This is a genomic window from Pararhizobium sp. IMCC21322, assembly GCF_030758295.1.
GTDB lineage: Bacteria > Pseudomonadota > Alphaproteobacteria > Rhizobiales.
Window position 1 is genome coordinate 867,942 of the sequence record NZ_CP132335.1, and the last position, 17,382, is coordinate 885,323.

General features: G+C 54.1%; 17 protein-coding genes. 16 read left to right on the forward strand and 1 reads right to left on the reverse strand.

The window, feature by feature from the left end; genetic code table 11:
* The first annotated feature begins 102 nt into the window (after positions 1-102).
* From RAL91_RS04350 to RAL91_RS04375, 6 genes are all read left to right on the forward strand, one after another.
* Positions 103-477, forward strand: a complete 375-nt coding sequence (locus RAL91_RS04350) for a putative quinol monooxygenase (RefSeq protein WP_306260057.1) — start codon at positions 103-105, stop codon at positions 475-477.
* A gap of 54 nt (positions 478-531) precedes the next feature.
* Positions 532-1,461 (forward strand): efflux RND transporter permease subunit, encoded by a 930-nt coding sequence (locus RAL91_RS04355; RefSeq protein ID WP_306260059.1) that lies wholly within the window; start codon positions 532-534, stop codon positions 1,459-1,461.
* 208 nt (positions 1,462-1,669) lie between these two features.
* A complete protein-coding gene (locus tag RAL91_RS04360; protein ID WP_306260060.1) occupies positions 1,670-2,173 on the forward strand; it encodes a hypothetical protein in 504 nt (167 codons plus the stop codon).
* Positions 2,119-2,739: a 3-oxoacyl-[acyl-carrier-protein] synthase III C-terminal domain-containing protein gene (locus tag RAL91_RS04365; protein WP_306262777.1), complete on the forward strand. Its 621-nt coding sequence runs from the start codon at positions 2,119-2,121 to the stop codon at positions 2,737-2,739. The genes RAL91_RS04360 and RAL91_RS04365 overlap by 55 nt, the downstream gene beginning before the upstream one ends.
* Entirely contained in the window at positions 2,736-3,236 is a 501-nt protein-coding gene (locus RAL91_RS04370; protein ID WP_306260062.1) for an isoprenylcysteine carboxyl methyltransferase family protein, read from the forward strand. Before RAL91_RS04365 ends, RAL91_RS04370 begins: the two co-directional genes overlap by 4 nt.
* Positions 3,237-3,238: 2 nt before the next feature.
* Positions 3,239-5,401 carry an RND family transporter gene (locus RAL91_RS04375; protein ID WP_306260064.1) on the forward strand — a complete coding sequence of 721 codons (2,163 nt, stop codon included), beginning with the start codon at positions 3,239-3,241 and terminating at the stop codon, positions 5,399-5,401.
* A gap of 126 nt (positions 5,402-5,527) precedes the next feature.
* Here RAL91_RS04375 and RAL91_RS04380 read toward each other — a convergent pair whose 3' ends face one another.
* Positions 5,528-6,892: a mechanosensitive ion channel family protein gene (locus tag RAL91_RS04380; RefSeq protein WP_306260066.1), complete on the reverse strand. Its 1,365-nt coding sequence runs from the start codon at positions 6,890-6,892 to the stop codon at positions 5,528-5,530.
* A 236-nt stretch (positions 6,893-7,128) separates the two neighbouring features.
* On the opposite strand from RAL91_RS04380, the gene RAL91_RS04385 reads away from it, so the two are divergent.
* From RAL91_RS04385 to RAL91_RS04430, 10 genes are all read left to right on the forward strand, one after another.
* Entirely contained in the window at positions 7,129-8,709 is a 1,581-nt protein-coding gene (locus RAL91_RS04385) for a peptide ABC transporter substrate-binding protein (protein ID WP_306260068.1), read from the forward strand.
* Between the two features lie 82 nt (positions 8,710-8,791).
* The gene (locus RAL91_RS04390) at positions 8,792-9,715 is read left to right on the forward strand and encodes an ABC transporter permease subunit (protein WP_306260069.1); all 924 of its coding nucleotides are present in this window, start codon (positions 8,792-8,794) and stop codon (positions 9,713-9,715) included.
* Positions 9,712-10,614 (forward strand): ABC transporter permease, encoded by a 903-nt coding sequence (locus RAL91_RS04395; RefSeq protein WP_306260070.1) that lies wholly within the window; start codon positions 9,712-9,714, stop codon positions 10,612-10,614. Before RAL91_RS04390 ends, RAL91_RS04395 begins: the two co-directional genes overlap by 4 nt.
* On the forward strand, positions 10,615-12,438 hold the full coding sequence (locus tag RAL91_RS04400; RefSeq protein WP_306260072.1) for an ABC transporter ATP-binding protein: 1,824 nt from the start codon (positions 10,615-10,617) through the stop codon (positions 12,436-12,438).
* A 14-nt stretch (positions 12,439-12,452) separates the two neighbouring features.
* The gene (locus RAL91_RS04405) at positions 12,453-12,677 is read left to right on the forward strand and encodes a hypothetical protein (RefSeq protein WP_306260074.1); all 225 of its coding nucleotides are present in this window, start codon (positions 12,453-12,455) and stop codon (positions 12,675-12,677) included.
* A gap of 222 nt (positions 12,678-12,899) precedes the next feature.
* On the forward strand, positions 12,900-13,634 hold the full coding sequence (locus RAL91_RS04410) for a glycerophosphodiester phosphodiesterase family protein (RefSeq protein ID WP_306260075.1): 735 nt from the start codon (positions 12,900-12,902) through the stop codon (positions 13,632-13,634).
* A 52-nt stretch (positions 13,635-13,686) separates the two neighbouring features.
* Positions 13,687-14,595 (forward strand): AEC family transporter, encoded by a 909-nt coding sequence (locus RAL91_RS04415; RefSeq protein WP_306260077.1) that lies wholly within the window; start codon positions 13,687-13,689, stop codon positions 14,593-14,595.
* Between the two features lie 75 nt (positions 14,596-14,670).
* Positions 14,671-15,045, forward strand: a complete 375-nt coding sequence (locus RAL91_RS04420; RefSeq protein WP_306260079.1) for a hypothetical protein — start codon at positions 14,671-14,673, stop codon at positions 15,043-15,045.
* A 92-nt stretch (positions 15,046-15,137) separates the two neighbouring features.
* Positions 15,138-16,031 (forward strand): ribokinase, encoded by an 894-nt coding sequence (locus RAL91_RS04425; RefSeq protein WP_306260081.1) that lies wholly within the window; start codon positions 15,138-15,140, stop codon positions 16,029-16,031.
* Positions 16,032-16,164: 133 nt separating this feature from the next.
* Positions 16,165-17,382, forward strand: coding sequence for an ROK family transcriptional regulator (locus RAL91_RS04430; protein ID WP_306260083.1), 1,218 nt, complete (start codon positions 16,165-16,167; stop codon positions 17,380-17,382).

Sequence of the window (17,382 nt, forward strand, 5' to 3'; positions counted from 1 at the left end):
CATCTCAACGGCGACAAACATGCCGTCGGATAAACGAGGGAAATCAAGATGATTACGCAAGCGATCAAAACAGCAACTGCAGCACTGCTGCTTGGAGGACTTATGACAACTACCGCTATAGCCGAAAACAGCGACGATATTGTATGGACGCTGACGGCAAATTTGGCCGAGGGTCAGGATGACACATTCAACGCACTGATGGCAGAAATGGTCGAAGCAACAATGGCGGAAGAAGGTGCAAAGTCTTACGAATGGCACCGTTCAGGAAGCACCATTCACATCAATGAGCGGTACGAAACAAATGAAGATGCTGGCATCCACCTTGGCAACTTCGGAGAGAACTTCGCAGAGCGCTTCCTAGCCATTCTGTCGCCCACTGGACTGCAAGTATATGGCCCGGCTGTTGGTGGCGTCCGCGAAGGGTTGGCCGGGTTTGGCGCGACATTCTATGAGCAAGTTGGTGGATTTGAGCGCTAAGTTGTTCCCAAAAAACCAGAAACTGAAGGAGCCTGTTCACGGGCTCCTTTTCCATTGCATAGACGGTGGGTATCTTCGCGTTTTGACCTGACCCTGAAGGGTGATGACACCAATTCTGACATTCAGCGAACGCAGGATATCGGTGCTTTTCCGGTTGTGACGCAATCCGGGCAGATTGTGCCGGTTGAGGCGCTTGCCAGCGTCACAGTGACAGCGGGCCCTACAGAAATTCGGCATCGTGAACGGCTCAGAACGGTTACGCTGGAGGTGCGCCCCTCTAACGAACTACCGCTGGAAACAGCGCTGGAGATACTGGAAACCGACGTGGTCGCGGTGCTTGAACAGGGCGGTCTTCCGCCGGGCGTGCGCTTCACCCCGTCGGGAACAGCGGATCAGTTGACGCAGACCTGGAATGCCATTTCCATCAATCTGGTGATTGCGCTGCTGATTGTCTTCCTTGTCATGGCCGTGTTGTTTGAAAGCTTCATTCTGCCAATGATCATCATGATATCCGTGCCAGTGGCAGTTGCAGGCGGGGTTGGCGGACTGGCCGCATTGAACCTCATCCAGACCCAGCCACTGGATATGCTGACCTTGCTGGGGTTTGTCATTCTGGTGGGGATTGTGGTCAACAATGCCATTCTCATCGTGCATCAGTCGCTGCATCGTCTGCGTGAAGACGGTATGGAGCCGAAAGCGGCCATCACTGAGGCCACCAGAAACCGCATCCGCCCGATTTTCATGAGCACACTGACCAGCGTCTTCGGCATGTTGCCGCTGGTGCTGTTCCCGGGCGAGGGTTCAGAACTCTATCGCGGCCTTGGGTCTGTCGTCGTCGGTGGTTTGGCAACGTCTGCGTTGCTGACCCTGCTGACCGTGCCACCGCTGCTTGGCATTGTTCTGCGCAGTTTGCCCGCCATTGCAGACGAAACGCCGCCCTTGAAAGTCGATGGCGAGGGCAATGCCCCGCAGCCCGCAGAATAGACCAGGTTTTAGAATAGCAATACGGGAAGCTGGCAACAGCAGAAGAGGGTCGAAATTCTTCTTTGATTCAGCTTCCTGTTGAGCAAAAGGCTGAGGATCCTCGGAACGAAAGCGGGTCTGAATGGTTGTCATAACAGTCAGGGCCGCTATGTCCTTGATAAGGGCATACTCATACGCGATGACATCTGGTCATCCGAAAGGGTCTCGTTTGACCGTTTACCTCCATGGCCTCTCAACAGCACTTCCACAATATTGCCTCACCCAAGCAGAAGTTCAGGAACGCGCCGCCATAATATTCGGCGGAAAATATCCGCAATTCGATCGGCTCTCCAGAACGTTTGCCACAGCTGGCATTGATAATCGGTATTCCGTTGTGCCGATTGACTGGTTCTCTGAAAATCATGGCTGGTCGGACAGAAATGCAGCATTCATCGCTGGCGCAAAGGCAATGTTCATTGAAGCCGCAGGCCGCGCTTTGGCAGATGCGGGCTGGACCGGATCGGATGTGGATTGTGTCATCACTGTTTCTTCAACGGGCATTGCGACGCCGACTTTGGAGGCTCAGGTATTCACCGAGATGGGCTTTCGTGATGATATCATGCGGGTTCCATTGTTTGGCCTTGGCTGTGCTGTGCGGGCGGAGTTTCGGGATTGTCCGTGGCTCAATCGCTGGCTGCGGGCAAACCGGGTGCCAAAATCCTGCTTGTTGTGATCGAAACCTGTTCGGTGTCATTTCGCGCCGATCGTCTGCAAAAATCGGACATCATTGCGACCGTGCTTTTTGGCGATGGTTCTGCGGCGGCATGTCTCAGTTCGAATGCCCCGGTCCTGAAAAAGACCGTCATCTTGGGTCCGGGGCATCAGAAAATATGGCCCGATACACTGGGGATCATGGGGTGGGATGTGGATGAAACCGGATTCGGCGTCGTGTTTGACCGTTCCATCCCGACCTTTGTGACGAAAGAGTTCGCGGGGGCAACTGAGGGCGCGCTGAAAGCTGCAAACCTGAATCACGCGCAGATCGATCGCTATGTCTGTCACCCCGGCGGTGCCAAGGTTGTGGATGCCATTGAAGGCGCATTGCACCTGAACCAGGGCAGTCTTGACGCAGAGCGTGATACATTGCGCGACGTCGGCAACATGTCTGCGCCAACAGTTATGTTCGTATTGAAATCGGTTCTGGATGCAGGTAAGACGGGCCAGATGATGGCCTGCGCTTTGGGCCCCGGCTTTACAGCCTCTTTCTTGCCATTCCATGTCAGCGCAGAGGCCGCATGATGCAGACTGCCACCGTTCTGTTTTTGAGCTTTATCATCATTCAGCGGTTGAGTGAGTTGGTCATCGCTCGCCGCAACACGGCCCGTTTGCTGGAACAGGGGGCGTATGAGATTGGCGCTGGCCACTATCCGGTTATGGTCGGGATGCACAGCGCGTGGATCGCCTGTCTGGTGATCTTCGGCTATGATGAGGCTGTGTCTCTTGGCTGGCTGGCCGTCTTTGCAGTGTTGCAGGTGTTTCGGGTCTGGATTTTGGCCAGCCTTGGAAAGCGGTGGACCACACGCATCATCGTTTCTCAGGAACCGCTCGTTGTGCGTGGCCCGTATAAATATTTTTCTCATCCCAACTATATACTGGTGATCGCGGAAATTATCGTTGGCCCAATGGTTCTGGGGCTGGTGTGGGTTGCGCTGGTGTTTACGGTGCTGAATGCTGCGATGCTGTGGGTTCGCATTGGCGTGGAGCATAAGGCGCTGGGACCTCTTCGGACTGTCTGAAATTGACGTGGGGTATTGGTTTTGGTGCGGAACGGTTCGGTCTTGCAGCGCTGAGATTTCCGAAAATTGCAGCCCTTTGCATCCTTGTGCTGCTGGCTGCGATCGGGGCAAGTCTTCCGCGCATTTCATTTGATGATGATATTCACCGCGTTTTTCTGTCCGACAGCCTTTTATCGCAAGCTCAACGTGATTACGAAGCGAAACAATCACCACCCGTCAGTACTGTCCTGATCCACGTCACATCGCCAGACCCGTTCTCGGTCAATAATATGACAGCCTTGCGCGACCTGTCGCTTGATCTGGAATTTCTCGACGGGGTCAGCGCTGTCGCTTCCCCCTTTAGTTTGCGGTTACCACCGACCGCTACCGCTCCTTCCGGCGTGCCGCTGTTCGCGCCGGAAATCAGGGCAGGTTTTTCTGATGATCTTGCCAGCTTCAAAGCGCTCAAAACCGGCCTGCCGATTTTTCTGAATGATGCGTTGACCGCCATGGTTCTTAGCGTTTCTGTCAATTCTGATCAGACCTCTGTCGCGCGAGCCATGCAAGGCATTACAGCCGAGTTGGACCGGGTGCTGCCCCCTGAACTTTCAGCGACCATCACTGGCGAAGACGTAATAAGTGCCGAAATTGTCTCTGGTTTAAAAAACGAACTGATCTCTCTGAATCTTTGGGGCGCTCTGATCGTCACAATCGCGGCCTTTGGATTGCTGCGCGATCTGCGCATGGCCCTCCTGGCTGTTGTACCTGCAATCGTCGGGGCCGCGGGTGTTCTGGCGCTGTCGGTGTGGCTTGGCTACCCGATTACTGTGCTCAACAATGTGATACCAATCCTGTTGCTGGTCCTGGGCGTCGCAGATGGGGTGCATTTGTCACGACATTTCAAGGATACAAAAAATGCCCGCACCACCATTGTCACTGTCGGGCCTGCCTGCGCTTTAACGGCAATCACAACAACCGCAGCTTTCGCCAGCATAATGCTGACCGGGAACGAACAATTGTTTGAGTTTGCTGTTCTGGGAGCAATCGGAACCATGTTTGCTTTTGTTATTGTGATCATAACATTCCCGCTGATGGCAAATCAGATGACATTGTCCGCCAAGCCTGTTTTGCAGCAGGGTACCTTCATTGCAAAGATGCTGATCGATACAGGCGCCGCAAGACCAAGAATTACGGCTGCAATCGGTTTGGTGCTTCTTGCTGTATCGACGTTCGGATTCATGCAGACAAAAGCATGGTTCCCACTTTACCAGAACCTACCCGACGACAGCCCGATTGTGGCTGCAAATAACGCCCTTTCGGACGATTTCGGCGGCGTTTTTCAAATGATCATAGAAAGCGACGGGGATTGGGAGACAACGCGCAGGATTGCCGACAGTCTGGAAACCGTAAGCGCGCCGCAAACTGTTCTGTCCCAGCTCAATTTCGCCCGTTGGCTCGGAACACCCGAGCAGCGCCCGACGCCTGCGCAACTCGAAATGCTCCCAACCGCCCTGGTTGAGCAATTGCAGCCCACAGGCACCACATCCCGAATCTTTGTCTCCATGCCTGAGCCAATGCTCAGCGCGGCCACTCTGGCGCAATTCGATCGGCTCCACGATGCAGCGTTGGCCGCCGAAGCTGACCGCATTATCGGGTTGCCGACGATCATGCGGTATGAAGCGGTCAGTCTGATTTCACAATTGTCCCGTGGATTGGTCGTGGCAGCGTTAGGCGCAACGCTACTTGTCGCACTGGCGTTCCGGTCTGTGCGGCTGGTGCCAGTCCTGTTGATCCCGAATGTGCTTCCGCTGATGCTCACCGGGGCATCGCTGCACATCTGGGCGCAAGGTCAACTCAGCCCGACGGCTGTTCTGGCTCTGACTATCTCCTTCGGGATAGCCATCGACGATACAGTGCATTTTCTCAGCCGCTATTTTACTGCGAAAGAACAGGGTTCCAGCACGTCCGCAGCGCTTGGCATCGCGGCCGGATCGGCCGGGGAAGTCATGGTTCTGACAACACTTTTGCTGACAGCAGGCCTTTGCGTGACCCTGTTCAGCGCTTTCACCCCGATCCGACTGTTTGGCGGGATGATGATTACGACGCTCTTTGCCGCCTTGTTGATTGATCTGCTGCTTTTACCAGCCTTGCTGAGCTGGCGGGAGAAAAGCCGCGCCAGTATCTGAAATACCGTTCCCTGTGGTCGAATAGCACGGGCAATTCCCGCGTTCGGCCTCTTGATCTTCGTGAAAGATCAGAGGCGGCGGCGAATGATTTGCCCGTCTCATACGAACGATCAACAGCGTCCAGCCTCAGCCCATTTCCTGGGGCGCATCCTCTTTCAACAGATCCTGATCACCCAATTGCGCGCGCTCTTCCTCGACGATTTCTGCAATGCCTTCATCCGCCGAGATATCTGCCTCTTTAACCGGTGGCAGTTTTTTCTTCGCAGAAGCAGCTGGTTTGGCAGACGGCGCAGATTTCGCATCGGTAAGGGTGACGCGATAGCCTGGTTCCGGAAGCTCAAAACCGGCATTCTCCAGGGCGCGCATAATCAGTCGTATGGCCTGACCCCGAGCCAGCGGCATACTGGTTTCGCGTTGATCCACCCAGCCTGCATATCGAAGCTGAACAGTCGAATCCCCAAGCTCTTCAATACGGGATTCAGGCTGAGGTTTCTTCAAAATGAAATCCAGATCCTTCAGCACGTCATGCCCGATATCTACCGCCTTTTGAAGATCACCATGGGGCGCAATACCCATGTCTACAGTAAACATGCGTTCAGGGTGACGCGTGTAATTTGTGATCACACTTTTGAAGACGGTGGCGTTGGGAATGCGAATATGATTGCCATCCAGACTGAGCAGCACGGTCGCGCGTGACGTCAACATGATGACGTGGCCTTCATGCCCGTCAATTTCCACATAATCCTTGGGCCGGAACGGTTGGCGCAGGCTGAGCAAGATACTCGCAATATAATTTTCAACGGTGTCGCGCACCGCAAAGCCAACCGCAAGGCCGACGATCCCGGCAGCCCCGAGAACGGTTCCAATGACGGCACTGGCCCCCAGAATATCGAGCGCCAGAACAAGGCCGAGCCCCAAAAACACCAGACGCAGGATCTGGCGCAGGAGATCGGAAATAAAGGCGTTTGGCGCAATCCTTTCAAACGGCCATCGACGGGCCGCAAGCCACCAGCCGAAAATGCCGACGATTGCGAAAACAAGAACAGCCACTGTCAGCAGGGGAATGTAGTTAAGCGCCTGTAGCAGGCGGGTGGAGAGCCGTTCCATGACAGGAACAATGCGCTCAGTTACAGAGGTCTCTTCCTGCAACTGATTCGAGACGGTCACGACCCCCTCAACGCGGGTTGCCAGCGCTTCTGCCTGATCAATGGCAAACTGATCCGGCAACGCACCTTGCAGCAAAACCACACCGGAGCGGACGGACACCCTGACTGTTTTCAAGGCATCGATCTCTGCAAAAATCCCGGAAATCCGGTTTGCAATGGCGCTATCGGAGGGAATATCCCGTCCGGCAGCAATGGTTTCGCCACCCATCGTATCCATCGTCACCGGTGCTTTTTCGTCACCCGTCAAATCTTCGACAGATGTTTGCGCCAGAGCGCCTGTGGCAAGGCTTGTTATGATCAGTAGAAGAGCCAGAATAAACCGCATGGCTGACCTTGTTTGGATGTGGACTGAGTTTGGACTTTAGCCAGATACCACAAAGTGCTGTGCAAGGCGATCTTAGTCCGTGTGGCCTGGAATTCTAACGCAAGGCCACTCTACCGAAAGATGCACTTAGTGATTGTGTGCCGCTACCACTCAAGCTATCGTTACCGCACAGTTCAACGTGTTACAAGGCTAACGTGTTGATTTAAATAGTTTTTAGAGAAGAGGAGACCTTTAGAATGTATCACGGCTTCTTGAAATCGATAGCAGCGTTTGCAGTCTCGGCAGTTCTGATTTCCCCATTGTCGGCAGCAATACTGAATATCCACAATGGTGGCGATCCAACGTCACTCGATCCGCACAAGGTTTCCGGCGACTGGGAAAACCGGATCGTTGGCGATATCTTTGAAGGCCTTCTGACCGAGGATCGCGGTGCGCAACCAATTCCCGGACAGGCGGAAAGCTGGACCATTTCTGAAGACGGTCTGACCTACACATTCAGCCTGCGCGAGGGCATCGTATGGACCGATGGAACACCTGTTACGGCAGGTGATTTTGAGTTTGCTCTTCAGCGGCTTGTGGATCCGGCAACTGCGGCAGATTATGCTTATCTGCAATATCCGATTATGAATGCAGAAGAGATCAATGGCGGCACAATCTCCGATCTGGGCGAATTGGGTGTCAAAGCCCTGGACGACACAACTCTGGAAATCACGCTGAAACAGCCGACGCCCTATTTTCTGGGCGCGCTGACCCATTACACCGCCTATCCGGTGCCAAGGCATGTCGTCGAGGATAAGGGTGCCGACTGGGTCAAACTCGATAACATCGTGACCAATGGTCCTTACCGGCCAACCGAATGGGTTCCAGGCTCTCACGTGACAACAGTCAGGAACGACACCTATTACAATGCAGCCAATCTGAAAATCGAAAGCGCAAAATTTTTCGTTCTGGAAGATGCATCCGCTGCCCTGAAGCGGTATCGCGCTGGTGATTTCGACATCATGACCGAGTTTCCGACCGATCAGTATGAATGGATGCAGACGAACATGCCGGGCGAGCCACAGGTCGCGGCTTTTGCCGGGCTGTATTACTATGTGGTCAACCACAACAAGCCCCCGTTTGACAATGCAGATGTGCGGCAGGCACTGGCGATGTCGATCAATCGGGAAGTGATTGGCCCGCAGATATTGGGCACGGGCGAATTGCCGGCCTATTCCTGGGTGCCGCCTGGCATGGCCAATTACGGCGAGCCAGCCTATTTCAGCTGGAAAGACCTGCCTTACGGCGAGAAAGTTGCCGAAGCGAAAGCATTATTGGAAAATGCCGGGTTTGATGCCGACAATCCACTGGCGCTTCAATTGCGCTACAACACCAACGAAAACCACAAGCGGATTGCAGTTGCCGTTGCTGCCATGTGGAAGCAACTGGGCATTGAAGTGAGCCTCTATAACACTGAGGTTAAGGTGCATTATGATGAATTGCAGCGCAATATTGTCGATATTGGGCGCGCTGGCTGGTTGGCCGATTACAATGATGCACATAATTTCCTCAACCTGCTGGAAACTGGTATTCCGAACAATTACGGTCGCTTCAGCAATGCTGAGTACGATGCGCTGATGACACAATCCAACGGCATCGTTGATCTGAAAAAACGGGCCGAACTGATGAAGCAGGCGGAGCAAATTGCTCTGGATCAGACCGCCGCCATTCCAATCTACTACTATTTGTCACGCAATGTTGTGTCGCCGAAGGTCAAGGGCTTTGAGAACAACGTCTTCGACATTCACCGCACAAGATGGCTGGAGCTTGCCGAATAAGCTATTTGGATTTGTCCCTGCCAGACTTTGCAACAGCGCATAGTCAGGACTAATGCAAAGTCTGGCAGGGACCACACCAACCATGTTGCTTTACGCACTCAAGCGGTTCCTCACCACAATCCCCGTTCTCTGGATTGCAATCACGGTCTGTTTCTTCATTCTGCGGCTGGCGCCTGGCGGACCGTTTGATGGCGAGCGTCCTTTGCCGCCTGCCGTGAAGCAGAATCTGGAAGCGCACTACAATCTCGACAAACCACTGATCCAGCAATATGCGATCTATGTTGGTAATGTGCTGCAGGGCGATTTGGGCCCCTCTTTCATAAATGAGGATTTCAGCGTTGCAGAGCAGCTGAAACTCGGCCTGCCTTACACCATCACCATTGGCGGCACTGCGTTCATTGTGGCTGTTTTCTTTGGCATTCTTGCTGGCATTTATGGCGCGCTCTGGCGAAATTCCTTGCCTGATTATGCCCTTGCCAGCATCATATTACTGGGTCTGATCCTGCCCAGTTTCCTGCTCGCGCCAATTTTTCAGCTGACATTTGGCGTCGAGCTTGGCTGGCTTCCGGTGGGCGGCTGGGGCGATGGCGAATTGCGCTATATTGTTCTGCCGGTTGCCGTGCTGGCCTTGCCGCATATCGCCCGGATTTCCCGCCTGATGCGCGGCGCCATGATTGAAGTTCTGCATTCCAATTTTATCCGCACGGCGCGCTCCAAGGGGCTGAACACAGGACCCATCGTCCTGCGCCACGCTTTAAAGCCTGCATTGATGCCGGTTGTGTCCTATCTGGGGCCCGCGGCCGGTTATCTGCTGACCGGGTCCATCGTAGTGGAAACCATTTTCGGATTGCCCGGGATCGGGCGCTATTTCATCAATGCAGCGCTCAATCGGGATTACGGCATGGTTCTTGGAACCGTGATTTTCTACATGGTTCTGATCGTCATGCTGAACCTCATTGTCGACATTCTCTATGCCTGGCTGGATCCGAAAGTGACAAGCCAATGATCGGGCGCTCCTATCGGCAAGAGGCAACTGATGTTGCCCTGACGGCACCGAAGGGTCGCAGCCTGACGCAGGATGCACTGAGGCGCTTTCGCCGCAACAAAGCGGCCATGACAGGTGTGGTTCTGTTGGTGCTGCTGATCCTTGCAGCTTTTATCGGACCATCATTGCTGCCCTTCAATTATGAAGACCCCGACTGGAACGCCTTTCGCGTACCGCCATCATTTGAAAGCGGGCACTATTTCGGGACTGATCAGAACGGACGCGATCTTTTGGCGCGCACGCTGTTTGGCACCCGCATTTCCCTCGCCGTCGCACTGGTTGCAACACTGGTATCGGTGGTGATCGGTGTCACGTATGGCGCGTTTGCCGGTTATCTGGGTGGGCGGATTGATCAGGCGATGATGCGCTTTGTCGATATCATCTATGCGCTGCCTTACATCCTGTTTGTCATTCTGCTGATGGTGATTTTCGGACGCAATGTGTTTTTGCTGTTTGCCGCCATCGGCGCGCTGGAATGGTTGACGATGGCACGCATTGTCCGCGGGCAGACCCTGTCGATCCGTCGCCGGGAATATATTGAAGCCGCCCGCGCTTCGGGGCAAAGCACACCTGCCATCATCTTCAGACACATCGTGCCCAATCTGGTGGGGCCGGTGGTGATTTATGCCGCTCTGACCGTGCCGGAAATCGTCGCGACCGAAAGCTTTCTGTCTTATCTTGGCTTTGGCGTTCAGGAGCCACTGACCTCGCTTGGCACTCTGATTGCTGCAGGGGCAAATGTGTTTGAAGTCATGCCCTGGCTGCTCTGGTTCCCGGCAGGCTTTCTGGTGACGTTGTTGCTCAGCCTGTTGTTCATCGGTGATGGTCTGCGCGATGCGTTTGATCCAAGGGATCATTAGATGGTGACCACTACGCCCTTGCTCAGCATTCGTGACCTCCATGTGAATTTTCAGACCCATGATGGTCTTGTGGAAGCTGTGAAGGGCGTTGATTGCGACATTCTGCCCGGCGAATGTTTGGGCATTGTCGGTGAATCCGGGTCCGGCAAAAGCCAGACGTTTCTGGCCGTAATGGGTTTGCTGCATAGAAATGGTACCGCGCGCGGGACGGTGGATTTTCAGGGTGCTGATCTGCTCGCCATGGACGGCAAAGCGCTGAACCAGATCCGTGGCCGCGCCATATCCATGGTTTTTCAGGACCCGCTGACGTCGCTGACGCCGCATCTGAAAATCGGCGTGCAGATGCGTGAAGTTCTGAAAACCCATCAGCAGATGAGCGGCGCAGAAGCGGACGCCAAATGCCTTGAGTGGTTGCAGCGGGTCCACATTCCACTCGCCAGCCAGCGTCTGCGCCAATACCCGCATGAATTGTCCGGCGGCATGCGTCAGCGGGTGATGATCGCCATGGCGATGCTATGTGACCCCAAATTGCTGATCGCGGATGAACCGACCACGGCTCTGGATGTTACCATTCAGGCCGAGATACTGGATTTGATGGATGAGTTGCGCCGGGATCATGGCACAGCCATCGCCCTCATCACCCATGATATGGGCGTCGTGGCGCGCATGTGCGACCGCATTCAGGTGATGCGCTACGGGCGTTATGTCGAGGAAGGCGCGGCCGATGACATCTTCTATGCTCCGCAAAATGGTTACACAAAAATGCTGTTGGAGGCCATGCCGCGTCTCGACGGCAAGTCAGGCTCGGACCGGCAAATCAAACCGTATCAACCGCGCCTGGAGCAGGAAGACTTCCTGAACGTGGATGATCTGAAGGTTCATTTCCAGATCAGCAACGGCTTCTTCGCAAAGCCGGCCATTTTGCGCGCTGTCGATGGTGTGAGTTTCGCTTTGAGACCCGGGGAAACCATTGGCATTGTCGGTGAATCCGGTTCAGGAAAATCCACCCTTGCGCGCGCTGTCCTGCAATTGATCCCGCCAACCTTTGGCGCGGTGACCTGGCTTGGCGCTAATCTGACCGCGCTGGACCGACACGCCATGACCCAGAAGCGCAAAGATTTGCAGATTGTGTTTCAGGACCCGATGGCAAGCCTCAACCCGGCCATGACCATCGGCGATTCCATTATGGAGCCGATGCGCATTTTTCGGCGTGATGCCACCAAGGCAGACCGCAAAGCCCTGATTGCGGCACAGATGGAACGGGTCGGGCTGGAACCGGCCATGATCAACCGTTATCCGCATGAATTATCAGGCGGTCAAAACCAGCGTGTTGGCATTGCCCGGGCCACTATTCTAAGGCCCAAACTGGTTATTTGTGACGAGGCGGTGTCTGCGCTGGACGTCTCCATACAGGCGCAGATACTGGAATTGCTTGGTGGATTACAGGCTGAATCCGATCTGTCTTACCTGTTTATTTCTCACGATCTGTCTGTGGTTCGGGAAATATCCCATCGCATTCTCGTTATGTATCTGGGCAGTGTGGTGGAAATGGCAGATCGTGATGATTTGTTCAAAAACCCTCAGCACCCTTACACGCGACAGCTCATTTCAGCGGTTCCGATTCCGGATCCCAAAATCGAAAAAAGTCGCAAACGCCTGCGGTTGAAGGGCGAACTGACCTCGCCGATTGATCCCATGGCGCGGCTGCGGTTTTTGCCATCCCGAATGGGCAACGACACCCCATACCAGCCGAAGCTGCTGGAACGCTCGCCTGGCCATTTCGTGGCCGAACATGACCCGCTTGAAGATCTGCTGCTGGAGTAGCAGCATCTGGCGACTTGACACTGTCCCGGGTGCGCACCAACATTGCGGCGTTTCCGGCCTTGGGAGGATTTATGGAAATCGACGGAACAACAATCGCCTGGTATGCTGTGGTTTGCGGCATTCTTTCGGGGATGGCCCCAAGTCTGGGCGGACTGGGACTGCGGTTGGCAATTGGTGGCGGCGTTGGCATTTTTGCTGCCAGTGTGCTCCCGGTCATTCGCGGCATGATGGGTTACTAGGGTCCAGACCCTGGAGCATTAGTTTATGCTGCGAGATTTGCGCGCTCGCTGGATATTGCTGTGCTCCACTTGTGGTAGAGAGCGTTGCGGCGTAAACTGTACCTCACCAGCAACGCTCTAATTCGGTCAAATGATCCCGCATAGATAATTAACGCTCCAGAGGGGCTTTCCAGCCTCTATCCGCATGCCAAAGTGCTGGTGTTACAAGCATTGGAACAAGCCGTGCATCAAACGAAAATGGTCTGTCACAGGGGCGCACGTCTGAGTGCTCCTGAAAACACATTTGCTTCTGCTGAAACTGCGCTCAAGCTGGGCGGTTCCATCATTGAACTGGATATCCATCAGTCAGCAGATGGTGTGCTTTATGTCTTGCATGACGACACAGTCGATCGCACGACCAATGGTTCTGGTCCGATATCCGAGTTGAACAGCACCGAGATTGACGAACTGGATGCTGGACGCTGGTTTGCGCCACGCTTTGAAGGCCAGGTCATCCCGCGTCTTGAAGCCTATCTTGCAGCCTTTGCCGACCGGGCTGGTTTCTATCTGGAAATCAAACGTGCGGATTGTGAACAGGTTTCAAGCGTGGTGCGCAAGCTTGATATTGCGGATCGCTGCTTCACCTTTTCTTTCGATCCACAGATGCGCCAGCAGATGTTTCAGCACTGTCCCGACGTGCGCCGCATGGTGCATTGGAGCAATGCAGGCAGCCCGGAAGCTGCCATAGAAGAACACCATGCCAGCATTGTGGAGTTCAATACAGATTCGTTTGACGCATCCCGGATTTATGAATGTCAGGCAGCCGGTCTTGAGGTGATGTTCTACACTGACAAGTCTGATGAAGAGCGCTTTCACGAGGCGCTGGAAATGGGTATGAATTACGTCAACATCGACTATATTGCGCTTTTCCAGCAGCTCAGATCAGACTATGAGAGCAGCATCGGCACCGCGCCATAGGGCTGCATTTCCCAATTGAGTCCAGGTCCTGGCTTCCCACAAGGTTTCAGCATTGGAAATTCTTCAAGTCCTGATGGACCCCATTTTGCCGGTCTTTGCTATAATGGCCTTCGGGTTTGGCATGGGCCGGGCTGGCAAATCCAGCGTTGATGATGCACGTCTGCTGAACCGTTTTGCCATGTCTGTTTTGCTTCCGATCTATATTTTTGGGCTGATTGCAAATTCGTCAATCCAGAGTTTCAGCCTTGCACCTATTCTGGTCTATCTGCTGGTTCAGATCATCATTTTCAGCTGTGGCTTCTGGGTGGCTCACCGTCTGTTTGGGCGCACGCGAAAAGAGTCGCTTCTACTGGGGTTTTGCGGGATTTTTGGCAACAATGCGCTTTATGTGCTGCCCATGTCCGTTCTGCTCTACGGCGAAACCAATGTACTGCCGATCAGCAGCATTGTGACCCTGGATGCAATTGTGGCCTTTGGCGGCGCCATGCTGGCGCTTCAGATCATCAGTCTTGGCAAGGTAAGTCCTGGCACTGTTGCACTCGGCATTGCCAGGGTTCCCATGCTTCAGGCCATTGTTGTTGGTCTTGTGTTCAATCTGGCCGGTTTCACCGTCCCGGCACCGGTGAATACCTTTGTCGGTTTTTCCGGGGCAGGCGCGGCACCGGTTGCTCTTTATGCGCTGGGTGTTGTCCTCTCCCAGACAAGGTTCCGGCCGGACAAGGTTGTCATGACCTTCACGCTGCTCAAGCTCATCATGTTTCCTGCAGCCATGTGGCTTGGTCTTACGCTGTCCGTGGGCGCGGACAATGTCAGCAACCAGTTTATGCTGGCCGCCGCCGCTCCGGCAGGTGCCATGTCGTTCAGTCTGGCGATGCTCTATGATGTGAGTACAGATGATATTGCGCAGGTCATTATTATTACATGTGTTCTGTCTCTGATAACGCTTGCCGCATTTGCTTGACATGCCGATGCCTGCAAGACAGCATGGACCCTTGATACTTAGACTGGGCAGACGAGCTAATTCGGGGATGGCACCATGACACAGGATGATGATCCGATTGAAAAACAGATTGATGATTGGATGTCACCCGGCCTGAACAATGTGCGGCTGGTATATATCCTCTATCTGGTCAGCTTTGTGGTTGGCATTACAAGTATTGTCGGCCTGGTTTTTGCCTATATGAACCGCAGCAAAGCGGCTCCGTGGCTCCAGACGCACTATACCTTCCTCATCCGCACCTTCTGGATCGGCGTGCTGATGTTTTTCGCAGCCCTTGTCCTGACGCTGGTTGCGATAGGATTCGTGTTGATGCTGGCCATTGCGGTGTGGGTTATTGTGCGCTGTGTGATCGGATTGCAAAAGGCCTCACGCAATGAACCGATTGAAAATCCCGAAACATGGCTGATTTAAACTAGAGATTGATAAAATGAATTTTACAACCTTGACTTTTGTTGCCTGCACATGACACTTCGCTCGCAGGTTGAAATGGGCTGGGTGATTTCGTGATTATTGTATTTGGATCCATCAATCTGGACATTGTCACCCGTACAGCTCGCATTCCAGGTCCTGGTGAGACTGTCAAAGGCGAATCCTATCAGCTTATTCCAGGTGGCAAAGGTGCCAATCAGGCTTTGGCGGCGCGCCGGGCTGGCAGTGAAACGTTGATGGTAGGAGCTGTTGGCAAAGATGCTTTCGCCGATCTGGCACTGGAAAATCTGAAGCGTGATGGTGTGGATTTATCCCAGATCATGAAGGTGGATGCGCCAACCGGCATTGCCAATATCACGGTTGATGAGAATGGCGAAAACGCGATTGCTGTTGCCAGCGGTGCGAATGCCAAAGCGGATGCTTCACAGTTAAACGTATTGAGGCAGGTCGATGGCTATCTGCTCACCCAGAATGAGGTGCCGGAAAAAGAAACCCATCTGGCCCATTTGAAGGCGCGAGAGCTTGGCCTGAAGATCATTCACAATGTGGCTCCGGCCTACAAGCTGTCCAATGAAGAACTGGCCGAGATTGACTGGCTGGTCGTGAACGAGACCGAGGCATTGATTGTGGCCTTTGGGGCCGGTATTTCAGCAGGGTTTGATTCTGTGAAGGCTGCCGAAGCCTTGGCACAGCAGACCGGAAACAATGTGATTGTGACATTGGGCAACAAGGGTGCCTTCAGTTTTGGACCGGCCGGCAACCACCACGGCAAAGCGCTGTCGGTTGACGTCAAGGACACGACCGCAGCAGGTGACACCTTCACGGGAGCATTTGCAGCAGCGCTGGATCAGGGATGTTCAGTCGAAGATGCCTTGTCACGTGCATCCGTTGCGGGCAGCCTGGCCTGTACGGTTTTTGGTGCCCAGCCCAGCATCCCTGACAAGGCGGCCATCGAAAATTCGCTCTGATTGAGGGCAACCCGTCAATTCTCAAATCTATTATCAGATTAAATTGACTTAATTAGGCGCTGTACCCAAATACCCGTCATAACTCGTTCCTATATGAATGGTCGGGAGTTGGCACAAATATGGAGTACAGGGTGTGACCCTTCCTCTCACAGGCAGTGATAGTATCAGTACAAATGCGGTCGCAATGCGGACCCATGATGAGCGCTTGGTGATGAGCCTCCTCAAGCAGCTCGGCGCGCTGCAGGAGACCGACATCGTCCAACACAGTGGATTGCCGCTGCAGACTGTTTCCCGCGTTCTGGATGATCTTGAAAAGGACGCCCTGCTGCTGCGGGAACCGCCGCGCGGCGCAGCCGATCAGCTTTTGTCTGCTGCCTCATTGAATCCTGATGGCGCGTTCTCGATTGGATTGAAAATCGGCCGGCGCACATCCGAGCTGGTATTGATGGATTTTTCCGGTGCGATCCGGGCCTCTGCCAGCAGGGCCTACGCCTATCCGCTTCCAGATGCCATACTGGATTTCCTGCAATCGGAGTTGCCTGACATACTGGACGTTGTGCCTGCTGATCTGCACCACAGAATTTGCGGTATCGGTGTGGCTATGCCTTTTGAGCTGTGGAACTGGGCGCAGGCAGTGGGGCAGGGTGGTTCTGCTGAGGCTGGTCTTGCTGACTGGAAGCAAATTGATGTGGCTGGCAGAATAGCAGAGCTGACAGAGCTTCCGGTCCATGTTCAAAATGATGCAACAACGGCCTGCCGCGCAGAACTGGCGCAGCGAAATGCGCCGGAGTTGAGTAATTTTGCCTATTTCTTTATCGGCTATTTTATCGGCGGTGGCATTGTGGTTGACTATGCAGTCTATTCCGGACCCACTGGCAATGCCGGAGCGCTCGGCTCTCTGCCCATAATTGTTGGACGACACGGAAGTGGACAATTGCTCGACAAGGTGTCACTGGCCAGTCTGGAATTTGCGCTCACGCAGCAAGGCATCGACCCGTCACCCATATGGGTCTCTCCCAATGCATGGACGACATTCGGGCCGGTTCTGGATCAATGGATTGAGGACAGTGCAAATTATCTGGCCCAGGCTGCGTTGGCCTGTTGCTCGGTCATCGATTTTCAGGCCATTATTATTGATGGCGCATTCCCGCAGGATGTGCGCAGCGCCTTGGTGGAGAAAACCGCCTCTGTGCTGGAAACCCTGAATACGCAGGGCCTTGCACGCCCGGATGTTCTGGCCGGATCCATTGGCCACGAAGCCCGCAGTCTGGGGGCTGCGACACTGCCGATGTCCCATCGGTATTTTGTAGACCGAAATGTGCTGTCTGCGGCAGCAAGCAAAACGAATTGA